The following is a 16054-nucleotide window of genomic DNA, read 5'->3' as shown; positions in this document are numbered from 1 at the left end:
TGACGGATTTATCCTGGATGAACCCTTTCAGCAAAAATTAAGACTATTACCCAAGTGTAAAGCTTATCTTTGGCCCTGTCTGCCAGCAGCAAACAGGATTTCTGACGAGTGGTTAATCCGTGGACAACATCAGGCGCAGCCTGCCACCAGCGCCCCAAACCTGGCATTGCCAGGCTTCACAACGCTGGCTTATTTGATTTAGGTGGGTGCTGCCCAATGTACCAAGTGGAACACCGTTGCTGAGTTGAATTTGATGGGTGTTGACGTTAAGGGTGGCGTTTAAACCAGCGGAAACGAGGATCAAATTCTTTAATCCTTGATGGTAATAGCCGACCAGCAGTGGGAACTGCCCTTTTAGATTGGCCTGGCGTAACAGCAAATTGACCTGTTTTAACAAGCCATTTAATTCAGGCAGTCGTGGCGACTGGCCTGATAATTGATCCTGCAACAGTCCGTTGAACAGCGCGCGCAGTAATAAAGCGGCCAGCACGCCATTATCGCCCGCGCGGGTCACGTCCAGGCAATAGAATGCCAGATCTTTCTCGGACAGCGCGGCGATATCCAATACCAGGCCCGGCTCTTCGGCCATCGTCAGCTGACGGTAATTGATGCGACAGTTGGCGATAACCTGCTGTACAGGCGGCTGCAGTTGCTTAAGCAGTTTCGACGCGGCATTCGGATCCCGCACCAGCGCATCCCAGTCCTGGAATAGCTGTTCGTCTTCTTCCACTTTTGAAGTGAACATCGATGGATAGAGGCATTCGTAGACGGCCTCGCGTAAGCGGGCCAGATCTTTCAGCGGTTTTAACAACACGTCCTGCACCCCGAGGCGTAGCACCTGGGCAATGTCAGCCATGTTTTCCGTTGCGGAGATCACCAGTATCGGCATGGTGTTGCCTTTACTACGCATATGTTCAACCAGCTTCAACCCGTCCATCTTTGGCATAGCCAGGTCGCAAATCATCAGGTCATGCGCAGACTCATTGAGTTTTTCAAGCGCTTGCAGTCCATCGTCTGCCAGCATTATCTCAGCCCCAAGAGCCGCTAGATAGTTGTCAAGAAGAGAGCGGAAAACGACTTCGTCTTCAACAATCAGAATCTTTTTTCCGCTTAATGGCTTGTCCATCATCCCCCCCTGTACACCGGATTAGTCAATAGTGGCTCATAATCCACATTCTCGCCTCTAAGAATTGCCTGAAGAGTCATATTTCACTCATCCGGAAACGCAGCTTGACGAACCAGCGGCAGTAATTCATCCATCTTCTTCTCTACCGCCAGCTTACCCGCCTCGATAGCCTCTTCTGCGCGATGGAAATCCAGTGTGGAAATCTGAGGGCAGAATGGCTGGATCAATACGTCTGGCGGATCGCCTGCCATACGATTTCTCTTCAACCGGTTCTCAAGCACCTGAATAGAAGTGGACATGATTTCCATCGCGCCAGGCGTTTGATTAACCTTGCGGTGGGCTACTCTGGCGAGGCTCTGACGCAGGCGCCCTCCCCAGCTGGTTGCTGCAGCTTCGACTTCATCTGCGGATTGCGGCGTCACTGACAGCAGATCCTGTTGCATCAGGTGCGCGTCGTGTTGCAGGTCAACGGCAATCACGATATCGGCGCCCAGTGCCCGGGTCAGCGACACCGGCACCGGATTGACCACCGCGCCGTCCACAAGCCAGTAACCGTTATAGGCTACCGGGGCTAACAGACCGGGCATGCTGCATGACGCCCGCACCGCCATATGCAGATCGCCTTCAGTCAGCCACAGCTCACGCCCGGTGCTGAGGTTGGTCGCCACCGCGCCGAAAGGCAGATCGCACTCTTCAATGTTTTCGTGATTAACCAGCCGGCGAACGTGGTTGAACACCCGTTCTCCCCGCAGCAGGCCACCGCGACGCCACGAGAAATCCATCAGGCGGATCACATCCCAATAGCTGAAGGAACGAACCCAGGTTTCGAGGATGGGAAGACGTTTACTGGCATACGCTGCGCCCACCAGCGCCCCAACGGAGCACCCCGCGACCACATCGACTTTAATCCCAGCCCGCTCCAGCGCATTGATAACACCAATATGCGCCCACCCCTTGGCGGCACCCGATCCCAGTGCCAGTCCAATTTTTACCTGTCTCATTCTACCCCTGACGATTGCTTAACTTACAAATGGCATCATCGTGACTGCTCGGTTACCATGACGCCCAAAATCTTTCGACTTTTACACTCACTGGAGTCAACGTGTCAGAACTTTGCCCGTGCGGAAGCGGAATGCAGTATAGCGTATGTTGCCAGCCCTTTCTTAAAGGTGACGACATTCCTGCCATACCAGAAGCCTTAATGCGTTCGCGCTACACTGCCTATGTGCTGAAAGATGCCGACTATTTGGTCGCCACCTGGCATCCCTCCTGCGATCCGCAACGTTTTCATGCCAGCCTTGAGCAAAGCTTTGAGGCGACCCGCTGGTTGAGTTTACAGATTATTTCGGCAGAAGAACCTGGGGATAAATCCGAAGGGTTTGTGACATTCTTTGCTCGTTTCTCTGAAAATCAGCGCGAAAGCTTTATTCATGAGCGTTCCCGCTTTGTCCGGGTAGAACAACGCTGGTACTATATTGACGGCACATACCCTGAAACAGGGCGAAATGACCGCTGCCCCTGCGGCTCCGGCAAAAAATTCAAGAAATGCTGCGGCCAGTAAGGTCGCTGATCTTATAAAGAATTGCTTCGACAGGATCACCACTGCAATGCAAGCGCAAACACTGCAACGAAAAGTATTACGGACCATCTGCCCAGACGCAAAAGGTCTGATCGCCAAGATCACCAATATTTGTTACAAGCACGAGCTGAATATCGTGCAGAACAATGAGTTCGTCGATCATCGCACCGGACGCTTTTTTATGCGTACCGAGCTGGAAGGGATATTTAACGACACCACGCTGTTGGCGGACCTGGACAGTGCGCTGCCAACCGGCTCCATTCGCGAGTTAAATTCAGCGGGTCGTCGCCGTATCGTTATTCTGGTTACCAAAGAAGCCCATTGTCTGGGTGATTTGCTGATGAAGAGCACCTACGGCGGGTTGGATGTTGAGATCGCTGCGGTGATTGGTAACCACGAAACCTTGCGCACGCTGGTTGAGCGTTTTGATATTCCGTTTATCCTGGTCAGCCATGAAGGACTTTCCCGCGAAGATCACGATAACAATATGGCGGCAGAGATCGATCGCTATCAGCCTGATTACGTGGTTCTGGCCAAGTATATGCGTGTACTGACCCCAGGATTCGTGCAGCGTTACCCAAATCAGATCATCAACATTCACCACTCGTTCCTGCCCGCCTTTATTGGTGCACGTCCTTATCATCAGGCGTATGAGCGCGGCGTGAAAATCATCGGTGCGACGGCGCACTATGTGAATGATAATCTTGATGAAGGTCCAATCATCATGCAGGACGTCATCCACGTTGATCATACCTACACGGCAGAAGATATGATGCGTGCAGGTCGTGACGTTGAGAAGAACGCGTTAAGCCGCGCGCTTTATCAGGTACTGGCGCAACGTGTATTTGTTTACGGCAACCGCACCATTATTCTATAAGCAGCAACGCATTTCATTTGTAGCAAGGCTGCTGTTTTGTATGACAAAGCAGCAGCCAGAATAAAAAAGCGGCAAACAAACCTTTTTCGTTAAATTCAGGCTTTACAGCCTCCTCTCATTTGATATGATGCGCCCCGCTTACAGGCACAGCAGCAAGGCCAGTGACTGAAGCGCAGTAATTGAGAAATAAAGCAAAACCCTGTGGTGGGGTTCCCGAGTGGCCAAAGGGATCAGACTGTAAATCTGCCGTCATCGACTTCGAAGGTTCGAATCCTTCCCCCACCACCATCTCATTTATCTCCCGCACTCCTATGCAAAGTACCCTTTTCCATATTCCCCACGGGGGAGGATGAGAAGCTTCGACCTCGAAGGTTTGACCCGAAGGGTGAGTCGCAAAGCGACGAAAAATCTTTCCTGCTCCGCAGCCGCGAACTCTTCACCTTCTGCATAAACCACCAAATCCCTACCTAACCAACTTTTTCAATTCCCTTGACCACCCTCCCATCCACTTACCCAATCAGCCCCAACCCAACCAACCCCTCACGTCTTTTACTTCCCTTTACCCTACCGACTCCCTCCACTAAATAGGTTTTTAACTCCCGCTTTTTTTGCTACCATCCCAACCCTGTTTCCTTCGATATCTGGTCAGCACAATGAAATTTGTTTCTTTTAATATCAATGGGCTGCGCGCCCGTCCGCATCAGCTTGCCGCCATCATTGAGCAGCACCAGCCAGACGTGATTGGCCTGCAAGAAACCAAAGTGCATGACGATATGTTCCCGTTGGAAGAAGTGTCAAAGCTGGGTTATCACGTCTTCTATCATGGCCAGAAAGGTCACTATGGCGTTGCCCTGTTAACCAAAGACGAGCCTCTTGCCGTACGTCGCGGTTTTGCCGGCGATGATGAGGAATCTCAGCGCCGGATGATTATGGCCGACATTGCCACGCCTGTGGGTACCCTGACCGTGCTTAACGGCTACTTCCCACAGGGCGAAAGCCGCGACCACCCGACTAAATTCCCGGCAAAAGAGAAGTTCTACCGCGATCTGCAGAGCTACCTGGAAAACGATCAGAAACCGACAAATCCGGTGGTGATTATGGGCGACATGAACATCAGTGCCACTGACCTGGATATCGGTATTGGTGAAGATAACCGCAAGCGCTGGCTGCGCACCGGCAAATGTTCATTCCTGCCAGAAGAGCGTGAGTGGATGGACCGTCTGATGGGTTGGGGACTGGTGGATACCTGGCGCGCAGAGAATGCGGAAGCTAACGATCGCTTCTCGTGGTTTGATTACCGCTCAAAAGGGTTTGATGATAACCGTGGACTGCGTATCGATCTGGTGCTGGCCAGTCAGCCTCTGGCTGCCCGCTGTGTGGCAACCGGCATCGACTATGATATTCGCAGTATGGAAAAGCCTTCAGACCATGCGCCAATCTGGGCACAGTTCAACCTGGATGAGGCGAAGTAAGTTTCGCCTGGTTCAGACCGTCAGGTCATCGTGAAAAATAACCACAGAGGCACGGGCTTCTGTGGTTACTATCTCAGAATGCTTAACGGTGGATTACTTGATGGTTTTCCAGATCAGATTATTAGTCCCGTAAGATTTTTCATCCCGCGAACACTGTAATAACACCCCTTCCATCTTCACCACCGATCCTTCGGTATAGCTCCGATTTTCGTAGGTGCAGCAGGTATTGCACGGCGGCTGATTGTTGTTCTGCCCTTGCGTCCAGACTTCCGGCGGCATATCCACCACCACATCCGCATTCGGGCTGTTGCTGTTATTTCCCTGATTGTTACCGCTATGATTACCGCCGTTATTGCCGTGGCCAGTGCCGAGATTCCAGCCCTCACCGGCGGCATACAACGGGCTCACCAGCAACATCCCGGCCAGCATTAATGCGCCTGATAATTTCATCACTCAGTTTCCTTCGCTTTAGTCGCCTTACGGCGCGGCTTTTTCGGTTCAGCCGCCGGAAGTCCACGGAAGGCATGCGCAGCAGGTTGCTGCCGTGCCTGATAAATCAGATTATGCAGCGTCTCAACCAGCGGCAACATAAAGTCCTGGTAGCGGCACTGCTTTTCACTGATTTTGGTCAGCGTGGATTCCCAATGGGCGGTCATGTCGGGACGCGCCGCCATTTCTGGCAGCGAGTGGATCAGCGCCCGCCCGGCGGGACTGGAGTGAATATAGCGCCCTTTTTTAAACAAAAAGGCGCGCTTGAACAACAATTCAATAATCCCGGCGCGCGTAGCTTCTGTCCCTAAACCATCGGTCGCACGCAGCACTTTCTTTAGATCTTTATCCTGAACAAATCGCGCAATGCCGGTCATCGCAGATAATAAGGTCGCATCGGTGAACGGTCGCGGCGGCTGAGTCTGCTTCTCTACCACTTCTCCCCGTTCACATAACAGCTCGTCACCTTTGGCAACCACCGGCAGCGGCGTGCCGTCATTTTCCTCATCGCGTTCTTTACTGCCCAACAGCGATCGCCAGCCGGCCTCCGCCAGGAAGCGAGCCTTGGCGACAAATTTCCCGCCGGCAATATCCAGCTCGATCACGCATTTGCGGTACACGGCATCAGGGCAGAACTGCATCAGGTATTGCGTGGCAATCAGACGATAAATCGTGCTTTCGTTCTCGGTCAGCCTGACCTGAGAACTTCTGGCTGTCGGGACGATAGCGTGGTGAGCATCGACCTTTTTGTCATCCCAGCAGCGATTACGGCGATCGCTGTCAAAATCCGCGGGCGGCGTCAGATCGGGTTGATGGGCATTGATGGCGTTGAGTACCGCATGGCGTCCGGCAAAGTGCTCATCGGGCAGATAGCGACTGTCGGAACGTGGATAGGTGATCAGCTTGTGGGTTTCATACAGCTTCTGGCAGGTATCCAGCACCGTTTGTGCGCTCATGCCAAAGCGTTTCCCGGCTTCAATCTGCAGGCTGGAAAGGGAGAACGGCAAGGGTGCGGTGTCATTCTCTCTTTTATCGTTATAGCTGGTGACATTGGCCGGTTGACCACCAATCCGCGCCAGCACATGATCCGCCAGCGGACGGTGCAGCAAACGCCCTTCTTCATCCTGATAGGGTTCACAAGAATCGCTGGGCTGCCATAAGGCAACAAAGCGTTCATCTTTCGGTGTGACGATATGGGCTTTGACTTCAAAGAAGTCTTTGGCGATGAAGTTTTCGATCTCCTCATCACGGCGAACCACCAGCCCCAGAACGGGCGTCTGGACACGTCCCACGGACAGCAGGCCATCATAGCCGGCGTTACGGCCCAGCAAAGTATAGGCGCGCGTCATGTTGATGCCGTATAGCCAGTCGGCCCGTGCTCTCGCCAGGGCGGAAACACACAGCGGGATAAATTCTTTATTCTCGCGCAAGCGGCTGACGGCTCGCTCCACGGCGGAGGGATTGAGATCGTTAATCAGGCAGCGCTGAACATTGGCGCGCTTTTCCGGCGGCAGAGACAGATAGTCCAGCACCTCGTCCACCAGTAGCTGACCTTCACGGTCCGGGTCACCTGCGTGAACCACTTCCGTCGCCTGCTCCAGCAAGCCTTTAATGACGTTCAGCTGTTTTGCCACTGAGGGACGCGGTTTTAGCTGCCATTTTTCCGGCACGATGGGCAGATCGGCCAGTGACCAACGCGCAAAACGGCTGTTGTAACTGTCTGGTTGCGCCTGCTCCAACAGGTGACCGACGCACCAGGTGACCATCTGGTCCTGGCCGCAGGCAATAAAACCGTCGCCCCGGCGATGAGGTTTAGGGAGGACATCCGCGATAGCGCGGGCAAGACTGGGTTTTTCGGCAATAAACAAACGCATCCGGCAGTGACTTCCTTCAGGAAACTAATTCAATTAACGCACGTCCGGCACTAGCCGGCAGCAGTTCCCCGATAGCCGTGAGGGTGATCCCCATTGCCCCGGCGCTTTCGATAACTACCGCTTCCGCTTCAGGTCTGACCGCTAACAGCAGGCCACCTGAGGTTTGGGGATCGCATAGCAGTTTACGCTGTTCGTCACGCATTGCGCCCAGTAAATGGCCGTAGCTGGCAAAATTACGATCCGTGCCGCCCGGCACGCAGCCTTGCGCAATGTATTCGTCGACGCCAGCCAGTCTTGGCACCCGATCAAACCAGACATTGGCATGCAGGTTGGAGCCGGTGCAGATTTCGCTGAGGTGGCCCATCAGGCCAAAGCCGGTCACGTCAGTCATCGCGGTCACCCCGTCGATGTCGGCGAAAACCGCGCCCGCGCTGTTCAGCTGGCACATCACTTCCGTTGCCAGCCCCTGATGTTCAGGCTTGAGTTTTGCGCGTTTTTCCGCGGTGGTCAGCACGCCAATCCCCAGCGGTTTCGTGAGGAAGAGTTTACAGCCGGCCTGCGCAGAGCTGTTCTTTTTCACTTTATCAGGTGCGATCACGCCGGTGACGGCAAGACCAAAAATCGGCTCGGGTGCGTCAATGGAATGACCGCCCGCCAGTGAAATCCCCGCCCCGGCGCAGACGCTGCGACCCCCTTCAATCACTTTTCGGGCAATTTCAGGCGCCAGCTTGTCCAGCGGCCAGCCAAGGATCGCAATTGCCATGATTGGCTTACCGCCCATCGCGTAGATATCACTGATGGCATTGGTCGCGGCGATACGGCCAAAATCGAACGGATCGTCGACGATTGGCATAAAGAAGTCGGTGGTGCTGACCACCGCCGTGCCGTTCCCCAGATCGTAGACCGCCGCGTCATCCCGCGTTTCGTTGCCCACCAGCAGATTGGGATCGCTGCGTAGTGGATGATCGCTGTGCAGTATGGTCTCCAGCACGCTGGGTGAAATCTTACAGCCGCAGCCAGCACCGTGGCTGTACTGCGTCAGGCGTATCGCGTTCTCACTCATGGGCAACCTCCCTCCTGGTTTACCGGCAATATGGTAGCGCTTTCGTCTGGCGGGAGTAAGTCTCAGGGTATTTTTCCGCGACCGTTCGCTCATTATCCCGACAAAAATCAGGGCTGGCGTTCACCCTGACCGTTCAGAAGAGCGTTGTCACTCAGAAATAACGGATAAATGGCGCCGTATCGGGAGGAATAACCGTGGTGGAAGATTTTAGCTGCGGCGTGCCAAGGTAGAGGAAACCGACAATCACATCCTGCTCGCGACAGTCGAATGCCTGACGCACATCCTGATGCTCAGTCCAGGCACCGCTGCGCCAGATGCCGTTGAAGCCCTGAGCAAGAGCCGCCATCTGCATGGCCATCACCGCACAGCCTGCTGAGACAACCTGTTCCCAATGCGGAACCTTAGCGTTCTCTTCACAATGTGCCACCACGGTGATGATCATCGGTGCACGGAAAGGCGACTGCTTCGCTTTTTCAATCGCCTTCTCTTCCATGCGATCTTCACGCGCAGCATTTTCCAGTAATGCGCTGAAACGCTCACGGCCTTCATTCTCGATGACGATAAAACGCCATGGCTGCATCGTGCCGTGGTCTGGTGCGCGCATGCCGGCTCGCATGATGTTCTCAAGGGCCTCTCCGGCGGGTGCCGGCTCGCTTAAACGTGACGCGGAACGGCGGTTAACCAATAAATCCAGAGCGTCCATAATTCCTCCTGATAATGAGTTTCATTTAGCTGAAACTAGCACAGGATGATGATTTGTTACAGCATTCCGCTTTTTCCTGCTGACAATTTGGCCCCTGCTATTTAGGATGTCAGCATTCCCACCCGGTTTGGGCCGCTCAGCCCGCTGGCATCGCCCCTTTTCCGGGCTTTTTTATCGCGATTATGGAGATAATATGCGCACTTTGTGGCGATTTATCGCTGGATTTTTTAAATGGACCTGGCGATTACTGAATTTCGTCCGGGAATTTATTCTCAACCTGTTTTTAGTGGTGCTGATCCTGATCTGCGCGGGCATCTATTTCCAGTTCAGCAGCTCTTCAACCCCTGCGGAACCGCAAAAAGGTGCGCTGATTGTTGATCTGAGTGGCGTGGTGGTTGATAAGCCTTCCGTCAGCAATAAGCTCAGTAAGATCGGCCGTCAGTTACTGGGCTCCAGCAGCGACAAGCTGAAAGAGAACTCGCTGTTTGACGTTGTCGATGCCATCCGTCAGGCCAAAGGTGACGCCAATATCACCGGTATGGTCTTAGATCTGCGTGACTTCGCCGGGGCCGATCAGCCTTCCCTGCAGTACATCGGCAAAGCGCTGCGCGAATTCCGTGACAGCGGCAAGCAGATTTATGCCACCGGCGACAGCTACAGCCAGGCGCAATATTATCTCGCCAGCTTCGCCAACAAAATCTACCTTTCTCCGCAGGGAACCGTTGACCTTCACGGCTTTGCCACTAACGGCCTGTACTACAAATCGCTGCTGGATAAGCTGAAAGTCAGCTCACATGTCTTCCGTGTCGGTACCTATAAATCCGCAGTTGAACCTTTCCTGCGTGACGATATGTCCCCTGCTGCCCGTGATGCAGACAGCCGCTGGATTGGTGAGCTGTGGCAGAACTACCTCAATACCGTTTCGGCTAACCGCCAGATTACGCCGGAACAGCTGTTCCCTGGCGCGCAGGGCGTGCTGGATGGACTGCAAAAAGTCGGCGGCGATACTGCGGTGTATGCCAAAGACAGCAAACTGGTTGATGAACTGGCTTCCCGCTCGCTGGTCGATCAACAGCTGACCAAAGTCTTCGGCTGGGATAAGCAGGCTAAGGATTACAAAGGCACCAGCATTTACGATTACCAGGTGAAGGATAACGGCTCAACAGACGGCAATATCGCGGTGATCATGGCCAGCGGCGCCATCATGGATGGTGACGAAACCGCGGGTAGCGTCGGTGGCGACACGACGGCCATGGAGATCCGTGAAGCCCGCCTTGATCCTAAAATCAAAGCGATTGTCTTCCGCGTCAACAGCCCAGGCGGCAGCGTGACGGCCTCCGAAACGATCCGTGAAGAGCTGGCAGCAGCGAAAGAAGCCGGGAAACCGGTGGTGGTTTCCATGGGTGGCATGGCGGCATCGGGTGGTTACTGGATTTCCACGCCAGCTAACTACATCATCGCCAGCCCAAGCACCTTGACCGGCTCTATCGGCATCTTCGGCGTGATTAACACCGTTGAGAACACGCTGGATTCAATTGGCGTGCATACCGATGGCGTGTCCACCTCGCCTCTGGCTGATATCTCTACCACTAAGGCATTACCGCCGGAAGTGCAGCAGATGATGCAGATGAGCATCGAGAACGGCTATAAGAACTTCCTCGGTCTGGTCGCTCATTCTCGTAACAAGACGCCAGAGCAGATCGATCAGATTGCTCAGGGCCACGTCTGGACGGGTACGGATGCCAAGGCTAACGGTCTGGTGGATGCGATGGGTGATTTCGACGATGCCGTCGCCAAAGCCGCCGAGCTGGCAAAACTGAAGGACGCCAAACTGAGCTGGTATCAGGACGATCCAAACTTTATGGATCTGCTGTTCAGCCAGATGGACGTATCTGTGCGTGCCGCACTGCCTGAAACCCTTAAGGCCTGGATGCCGGCACCGATGGTCGACGTAATGGCGTCAATGAGAAATCAGCCGGGTCTGTTTGATAACCTGAACGATCCGCAAAACCGCTATGCGATGTGCCTGACCTGCGCGCAGGTGAAATAAAACAGCCAGCCCGGCCATCTGGTCGGGCTGCTTTTCCTCTTCTTTCCCCTTATACTTCGCCTTTTCGGCAAGCCTGAGTGAATTCATGCAAAAGAAATCTATTTACGTCGCCTATACCGGCGGAACCATTGGCATGCAGCGTTCCGATCAGGGCTTCATCCCTGTTTCCGGACATTTGCAGCAACAGCTGGCCAATATGCCAGAGTTCCATCGCGCCGAAATGCCCGACTTCACCATTCATGAATACCAGCCGCTGATTGATTCATCAGACATGACGCCGCTGGACTGGCAATCGATTGCGGATGATATTCGTAAAAATTACGATCAATACGACGGCTTTGTGATCCTGCATGGCACCGACACCATGGCGTTCACTGCTTCGGCACTGTCATTTATGCTGGAGAATCTTGCCAAGCCGGTAATCGTGACAGGGTCACAAATTCCGCTCGAACAGTTGCGTTCGGATGGGCAGCAAAACCTGCTAAACGCCCTTTTCGTCGCCGCTAATTATCCAATTAATGAAGTGGCGTTGTTCTTCAACAACACCTTGTACCGCGGAAACCGCACCACCAAAGCACATGCCGATGGATTCAACGCCTTTGCTTCACCGAATCTGGCTCCCTTGCTGGAAGCCGGTATTCATATTCGTCGCCTTAACACGCCACCCGCACCTACCGGAGATGGCGAATTAATCGTTCATCCGATTACCCCTCAGCCGATTGGTGTAGTCACCATCTATCCAGGTATTTCCTCGGACGTGGTCAGCAACTTCCTGCTACAACCGGTGAAGGCGCTGATCCTGCGCTCTTATGGCGTCGGCAATGCCCCACAGAACCCGGCTTTCCTGAAAGAGCTGAAAGAAGCTTCCGCGCGGGGCATTGTGGTGGTAAACCTGACGCAGTGTATGTCCGGTAAAGTGAATATGGGCGGTTACGCCACAGGCAATGCGCTGGCGCTGGCGGGTGTGATCAGTGGCTATGATTTAACGGTGGAAGCGACGCTGACCAAGCTGCACTTCCTGCTCAGCCAGAACCTCTCCAGTGATGAGGTGCGGCGACTGATGCAGCTCAATCTGCGCGGTGAACTGACTCCTGACGAGAAGTGATAAAAAATGATGGCTACCCGGCAGGCTCTGCTTCTGATTGATTTACAGAATGACTTCTGCAGCGGTGGCGCGCTGGCGGTGAAGGATGGTGATGACACCCTCGCGATTGCCAACCTGTATGCGGCAGAGTTCAGCCAGCGACAGCAGCCTGTGGTAGCCACGATTGACTGGCACCCCGCCAGTCACGGCAGCTTTGCGTCGAACGCAGGACACCAACCCTGGACCGAAGGCGAACTGGCGGGATTGCCGCAGGTCTGGTGGCCCGATCATTGTATCCAGCACAGCTATGGTGCGGAGCTACATCCAGCGCTGGAGCAACGCTATATCACTGAGCGTGTCTACAAGGGTGACGATCCCCTGATAGACAGTTACAGTGGTTTTTTTGATAACGGCCGGCGCAAGAAAACGCGTCTGGATAGCGTATTAAAAGCGCAGGGGATTACCGCATTGACCGTGATGGGGCTGGCGACGGATTATTGCGTGAAGTACAGCGTGTTGGACGCGCTCGCGCTGGGCTATACCGTCACGGTGCTCTCTGCCGGCTGTCGGGGAGTAAATCTGGCCGCAGGCGACGCTGAACGCGCTCTGGAAGAAATGGCGACCAAAGGGGCGATCGTTCTTTAAAGATCCCCTCAAACGTCGTCAGTGGCATTTAAGGGGCCACAATGAGCCCCTTCGTCGCAGATTATTCCTGCAGGAATAATTACTGGAGCTTGATGCGAGTCACGTGATCATCGGTGATGCCAAACTCTTCTTTGAGCTGTTTTTTACTTTTCATCACCATCTCGCCACCCTTACCCACACTCATATGTTGCGGATTGTCGTTATGGCGAGCTTGCCAGAGCATAACTAACTGCAGGCTGTTCTCTTTTTGCTCTGGCGTAAGCGCGACGCCATCGGCCCATTTCCCGGTCTCAACCGCGGTCACCAGCCGTTGATAGACTTCCGGGGTCAGCGTGCCGATCATCTCATCAAGTTCCATCGCCGTTATCCCTTAATGTTATTACCATCGTCGTCGGAGAAGCTTAACGACGCGGAGTTCACGCAATAGCGCTCGCCAGTTGGCTGTGGGCCGTCCGGGAACACATGTCCCAGATGGGCATCACAGTTGCCACAGCGGATTTCAATGCGCTGCATACCATGAGATTCATCTTCAATATACTTAATAGAATCATCATGATAAGGCTGGTAAAAACTCGGCCAGCCGCAGCCAGAATCATATTTGGATTCCGACAGGAACAGCGGTGAATTACACACAAGGCAGTGATAAATCCCCTCGCCTTTGTTGTGTAACAGCTTGCCTGAGAAAGGCGGCTCGGTGCCACGCTGCTGCGTCACATAGCGCTGCATCTCGTTCAGGTCGGTCTCTGGGGTAAATTCGTTCGGGTCATTAGCCATTTTAGGGGTCTCTGGCAGTGTGAAACTGAAAATATCGGCTAGTATTCTAACAAATACTTAACAACGTCAGGGCTTTTTTTCGTCTCAGGCGGAGTCTGAAAGTGATTCGAAGACGAAAATGTGATTCAGATCACCCTTTGAATTCATCACCCCTTTATATTCGGGCAAGACGACCCAACATCAAGGTTTAGTGGTGGTCACGGAATGTGCTTTTTGACGAATATTCCTGTGTGAAGGTTTGATTTGTCGCAACTATTGAAGCGATTCCGCTTGACGCCTGGTAAGGTTTTTGTAATTTTACAGCCAACCTTTTATTCACTAACAACAGCTGGTGGAATATATGACTATCAAAGTAGGTATCAACGGTTTTGGCCGTATCGGTCGCATCGTTTTCCGTGCTGCTCAGCAGCGTTCTGATGTAGAAATCGTTGCAATCAACGATCTGCTGGACGCAGAGTACATGGCTTACATGCTGAAGTATGACTCTACTCACGGTCGTTTCGACGGCACGGTAGAAGTTAAAGACGGCCATCTGGTTGTTAACGGCAAAACCATCCGTGTTACCGCTGAACGTGATCCAGCTAACCTGAAGTGGGGCGAAATCGGTGTTGATGTTGTTGCTGAAGCAACAGGTATCTTCCTGACCGACGAAACCGCGCGTAAACACATTGAAGCTGGCGCCAAAAAAGTCGTGCTGACTGGTCCATCGAAAGATGACACCCCAATGTTCGTGATGGGCGTAAACCACAAATCTTACGCTGGCCAGGATATCGTTTCTAACGCATCTTGCACCACTAACTGCCTGGCACCACTGGCTAAAGTTATCAACGACAAGTTCGGCATCGTTGAAGCACTGATGACCACTGTTCACGCAACTACCGCAACTCAGAAAACCGTTGATGGCCCGTCTCACAAAGACTGGCGCGGCGGCCGCGGCGCATCTCAGAACATCATCCCTTCATCTACCGGTGCTGCTAAAGCAGTAGGTAAAGTGATCCCTGAGCTGAACGGCAAACTGACGGGTATGGCGTTCCGCGTTCCTACCCCTAACGTTTCCGTTGTTGACCTGACTGCACGTCTGGCTAAGCCTGCTTCTTACAAAGAAATTTGTGCAGCAATCAAAGCCGCCGCTGAAGGCGAAATGAAAGGCGTTCTGGGCTACACCGAAGACGAAGTGGTTTCTACCGATTTCAACGGTGAAACGCTGACTTCTATCTTCGATGCGAAAGCCGGTATCGCACTGAGCGACACTTTCGTCAAACTGGTTTCCTGGTACGATAACGAAACTGGTTACTCCAACAAGGTCCTGGACCTGGTTGCTCACATCGCTAAATAAGCGACGTGAACTGATGATGAGGGCGACTACGGTCGCCCTTTTTTTTGGCTGACGCTAAGGAAAACAGATGAACGAAAAAATCTTTTCGCTTCCGGTTATTACCCAGATAACGCCCTATATTTCCCAGCGAAAAATTGGCGACCTGCCCGTTGTGGTGATCGCACATCCTAAAGTTCGTGCCGCCGTCACCCTACAGGGTGCCCAGCTGATAGCCTGGCAGCCCGCTGACGAAAAGCCGGTGATTTGGCTGAGCGAGAAAACCGCCTGGACGGCCGGCAAAGCGATTCGTGGTGGCGTGCCGATCTGCTGGCCATGGTTTGGTCCGGCAGGTGAACCGGCGCACGGTTTTGCCCGAACGCTTCCCTGGACGTTGTCGGCGCATGATGAAAACGACGACAGCGTGATGCTGACGCTGGTGCTGGAAAGTAATGAGCAGACGAAAAAGTTGTGGCCGCATGACTTCACGCTGTTTGCCCGTTTCCGCTTTGCTGACCGTTGTGAGATTGAACTGGAAGCACACGGTGATTTCGAGGCGACTGCTGCCCTGCACAGCTATTTCTGCGTAGCCGATATTGACGGTGTGGAAGTGACTGGCTTAGGTAACAGCTTTATCGATAAAGTGGCTAACGGCAGCGTCGGCAGCTCACCGGACGGCAAACAAACCTATCCCGATCGTGTTGACCGTATTCATACGCAACCGGAAGATTGTAGCGTTATCAACGACAAAATCGGTAAGCGAATAATTGAAGTTTATCACCACCATCAAAGTGACGTTGTCACCTGGAATCCGGGTCCGGAACTCTCCTGCAGTATGGGGGATATGGCTAACGAAGGTTACAAAACGATGGTTTGTGTCGAGACGGCCCATATTTCTCAGCCGATGGTCAGCGCTGGTGAATCCCCTTCACGCCTTGCCGCGACGATTCGGGTACGAAAAGGTAGTTGATAAGTCACGCAGATATACACCCAGGGGAAATCACTC

General features: G+C 53.4%; 16 protein-coding genes, 1 tRNA gene and 1 other RNA gene. 10 read left to right on the top strand and 8 right to left on the bottom strand.

Annotation, left to right across the window (positions count from 1 at the left end):
* Positions 1-112: 112 nt before the first annotated feature.
* Together rssB and rssA are read right to left on the bottom strand one after the other, a co-directional pair.
* A complete protein-coding gene (gene rssB / locus AC0IXH_RS04875) occupies positions 113-1126 on the bottom strand; it encodes a two-component system response regulator RssB (RefSeq protein ID WP_013202425.1) in 1014 nt (337 codons plus the stop codon).
* A gap of 83 nt (positions 1127-1209) precedes the next feature.
* Positions 1210-2127 (bottom strand): patatin-like phospholipase RssA, encoded by a 918-nt coding sequence (rssA, locus tag AC0IXH_RS04870; protein WP_134824273.1) that lies wholly within the window; start codon positions 2125-2127, stop codon positions 1210-1212.
* A 101-nt stretch (positions 2128-2228) separates the two neighbouring features.
* Between rssA and AC0IXH_RS04865 the strand changes: the two genes are divergently transcribed.
* From AC0IXH_RS04865 to xthA, 5 genes are all read left to right on the top strand, one after another.
* Positions 2229-2687: a YchJ family protein gene (locus tag AC0IXH_RS04865; protein WP_013202427.1), complete on the top strand. Its 459-nt coding sequence runs from the start codon at positions 2229-2231 to the stop codon at positions 2685-2687.
* Positions 2688-2733: 46 nt separating this feature from the next.
* Complete coding sequence (gene purU, locus AC0IXH_RS04860; RefSeq protein WP_013202428.1) at positions 2734-3582, top strand: formyltetrahydrofolate deformylase; 849 nt, start codon at positions 2734-2736, stop codon at positions 3580-3582.
* Between the two features lie 203 nt (positions 3583-3785).
* Positions 3786-3870: transfer RNA gene (locus AC0IXH_RS04855), tRNA-Tyr, on the top strand.
* A gap of 40 nt (positions 3871-3910) precedes the next feature.
* Positions 3911-4007, top strand: a non-coding RNA gene (locus AC0IXH_RS04850) — RtT sRNA.
* 228 nt (positions 4008-4235) lie between these two features.
* A complete protein-coding gene (gene xthA / locus AC0IXH_RS04845) occupies positions 4236-5054 on the top strand; it encodes an exodeoxyribonuclease III (RefSeq protein WP_013202429.1) in 819 nt (272 codons plus the stop codon).
* A 93-nt stretch (positions 5055-5147) separates the two neighbouring features.
* Here xthA and AC0IXH_RS04840 read toward each other — a convergent pair whose 3' ends face one another.
* The 4 genes from AC0IXH_RS04840 to AC0IXH_RS04825 all read right to left on the bottom strand — a co-directional run bounded on the left by AC0IXH_RS04840 (position 5148) and on the right by AC0IXH_RS04825 (position 9183).
* Positions 5148-5504, bottom strand: a complete 357-nt coding sequence (locus AC0IXH_RS04840; RefSeq protein WP_013202430.1) for a YnjH family protein — start codon at positions 5502-5504, stop codon at positions 5148-5150.
* Positions 5504-7417 (bottom strand): DNA topoisomerase III, encoded by a 1914-nt coding sequence (locus tag AC0IXH_RS04835; protein ID WP_013202431.1) that lies wholly within the window; start codon positions 7415-7417, stop codon positions 5504-5506. Before AC0IXH_RS04835 ends, AC0IXH_RS04840 begins: the two co-directional genes overlap by 1 nt.
* Before the next feature lie 16 nt (positions 7418-7433).
* The gene (selD, locus tag AC0IXH_RS04830) at positions 7434-8480 is read right to left on the bottom strand and encodes a selenide, water dikinase SelD (protein WP_346567462.1); all 1047 of its coding nucleotides are present in this window, start codon (positions 8478-8480) and stop codon (positions 7434-7436) included.
* A 151-nt stretch (positions 8481-8631) separates the two neighbouring features.
* Positions 8632-9183, bottom strand: a complete 552-nt coding sequence (locus AC0IXH_RS04825) for an NAD(P)H nitroreductase (RefSeq protein ID WP_013202433.1) — start codon at positions 9181-9183, stop codon at positions 8632-8634.
* Between the two features lie 193 nt (positions 9184-9376).
* Here AC0IXH_RS04825 and sppA point away from each other — a divergent pair, with 193 nt between their 5' ends.
* The 3 genes from sppA (at position 9377) to pncA (ending at position 12962) form a co-directional block, all read left to right on the top strand.
* Positions 9377-11233, top strand: coding sequence for a signal peptide peptidase SppA (gene sppA, locus AC0IXH_RS04820; protein WP_471720057.1), 1857 nt, complete (start codon positions 9377-9379; stop codon positions 11231-11233).
* Between the two features lie 85 nt (positions 11234-11318).
* Positions 11319-12338 (top strand): asparaginase, encoded by a 1020-nt coding sequence (gene ansA, locus AC0IXH_RS04815; RefSeq protein WP_013202435.1) that lies wholly within the window; start codon positions 11319-11321, stop codon positions 12336-12338.
* Positions 12339-12347: 9 nt separating this feature from the next.
* Positions 12348-12962, top strand: a complete 615-nt coding sequence (gene pncA, locus AC0IXH_RS04810; protein ID WP_041692329.1) for a bifunctional nicotinamidase/pyrazinamidase — start codon at positions 12348-12350, stop codon at positions 12960-12962.
* Between the two features lie 79 nt (positions 12963-13041).
* Here pncA and AC0IXH_RS04805 read toward each other — a convergent pair whose 3' ends face one another.
* Together AC0IXH_RS04805 and msrB are read right to left on the bottom strand one after the other, a co-directional pair.
* Positions 13042-13320 carry a YeaC family protein gene (locus AC0IXH_RS04805; protein ID WP_013202437.1) on the bottom strand — a complete coding sequence of 93 codons (279 nt, stop codon included), beginning with the start codon at positions 13318-13320 and terminating at the stop codon, positions 13042-13044.
* Between the two features lie 5 nt (positions 13321-13325).
* Positions 13326-13736: a peptide-methionine (R)-S-oxide reductase MsrB gene (msrB, locus tag AC0IXH_RS04800; RefSeq protein ID WP_471720056.1), complete on the bottom strand. Its 411-nt coding sequence runs from the start codon at positions 13734-13736 to the stop codon at positions 13326-13328.
* A gap of 340 nt (positions 13737-14076) precedes the next feature.
* On the opposite strand from msrB, the gene gapA reads away from it, so the two are divergent.
* Both gapA and AC0IXH_RS04790 read left to right on the top strand, forming a co-directional pair.
* Positions 14077-15072, top strand: coding sequence for a glyceraldehyde-3-phosphate dehydrogenase (gapA, locus tag AC0IXH_RS04795; RefSeq protein WP_013202439.1), 996 nt, complete (start codon positions 14077-14079; stop codon positions 15070-15072).
* Between the two features lie 67 nt (positions 15073-15139).
* Positions 15140-16018 carry a D-hexose-6-phosphate mutarotase gene (locus tag AC0IXH_RS04790; protein WP_346567469.1) on the top strand — a complete coding sequence of 293 codons (879 nt, stop codon included), beginning with the start codon at positions 15140-15142 and terminating at the stop codon, positions 16016-16018.
* The last annotated feature ends 36 nt before the right edge of the window (positions 16019-16054 follow it).

It is taken from the genome of Erwinia sp. AC075, assembly GCF_979253995.1.
This window is presented reverse-complemented; position numbering and strand designations above follow the sequence as displayed.

Excerpts from the sequence above, each read along its gene's own strand:
- rssB (WP_013202425.1), bottom strand. The coding sequence starts at position 1,126 with ATGGACAAGCCATTAAGCGGAAAAAAGATTCTGATTGTTGAAGACGAA.
- sppA (WP_471720057.1), top strand. The coding sequence starts at position 9,377 with ATGCGCACTTTGTGGCGATTTATCGCTGGATTTTTTAAATGGACCTGG.
- AC0IXH_RS04840 (WP_013202430.1), bottom strand. The coding sequence starts at position 5,504 with ATGAAATTATCAGGCGCATTAATGCTGGCCGGGATGTTGCTGGTGAGC.
- gapA (WP_013202439.1), top strand. The coding sequence starts at position 14,077 with ATGACTATCAAAGTAGGTATCAACGGTTTTGGCCGTATCGGTCGCATC.
- purU (WP_013202428.1), top strand. The coding sequence starts at position 2,734 with ATGCAAGCGCAAACACTGCAACGAAAAGTATTACGGACCATCTGCCCA.
- pncA (WP_041692329.1), top strand. The coding sequence starts at position 12,348 with ATGGCTACCCGGCAGGCTCTGCTTCTGATTGATTTACAGAATGACTTC.
- ansA (WP_013202435.1), top strand. The coding sequence starts at position 11,319 with ATGCAAAAGAAATCTATTTACGTCGCCTATACCGGCGGAACCATTGGC.
- selD (WP_346567462.1), bottom strand. The coding sequence starts at position 8,480 with ATGAGTGAGAACGCGATACGCCTGACGCAGTACAGCCACGGTGCTGGC.
- xthA (WP_013202429.1), top strand. The coding sequence starts at position 4,236 with ATGAAATTTGTTTCTTTTAATATCAATGGGCTGCGCGCCCGTCCGCAT.
- AC0IXH_RS04825 (WP_013202433.1), bottom strand. The coding sequence starts at position 9,183 with ATGGACGCTCTGGATTTATTGGTTAACCGCCGTTCCGCGTCACGTTTA.
- msrB (WP_471720056.1), bottom strand. The coding sequence starts at position 13,736 with ATGGCTAATGACCCGAACGAATTTACCCCAGAGACCGACCTGAACGAG.
- AC0IXH_RS04805 (WP_013202437.1), bottom strand. The coding sequence starts at position 13,320 with ATGGAACTTGATGAGATGATCGGCACGCTGACCCCGGAAGTCTATCAA.
- AC0IXH_RS04790 (WP_346567469.1), top strand. The coding sequence starts at position 15,140 with ATGAACGAAAAAATCTTTTCGCTTCCGGTTATTACCCAGATAACGCCC.
- rssA (WP_134824273.1), bottom strand. The coding sequence starts at position 2,127 with ATGAGACAGGTAAAAATTGGACTGGCACTGGGATCGGGTGCCGCCAAG.
- AC0IXH_RS04835 (WP_013202431.1), bottom strand. The coding sequence starts at position 7,417 with ATGCGTTTGTTTATTGCCGAAAAACCCAGTCTTGCCCGCGCTATCGCG.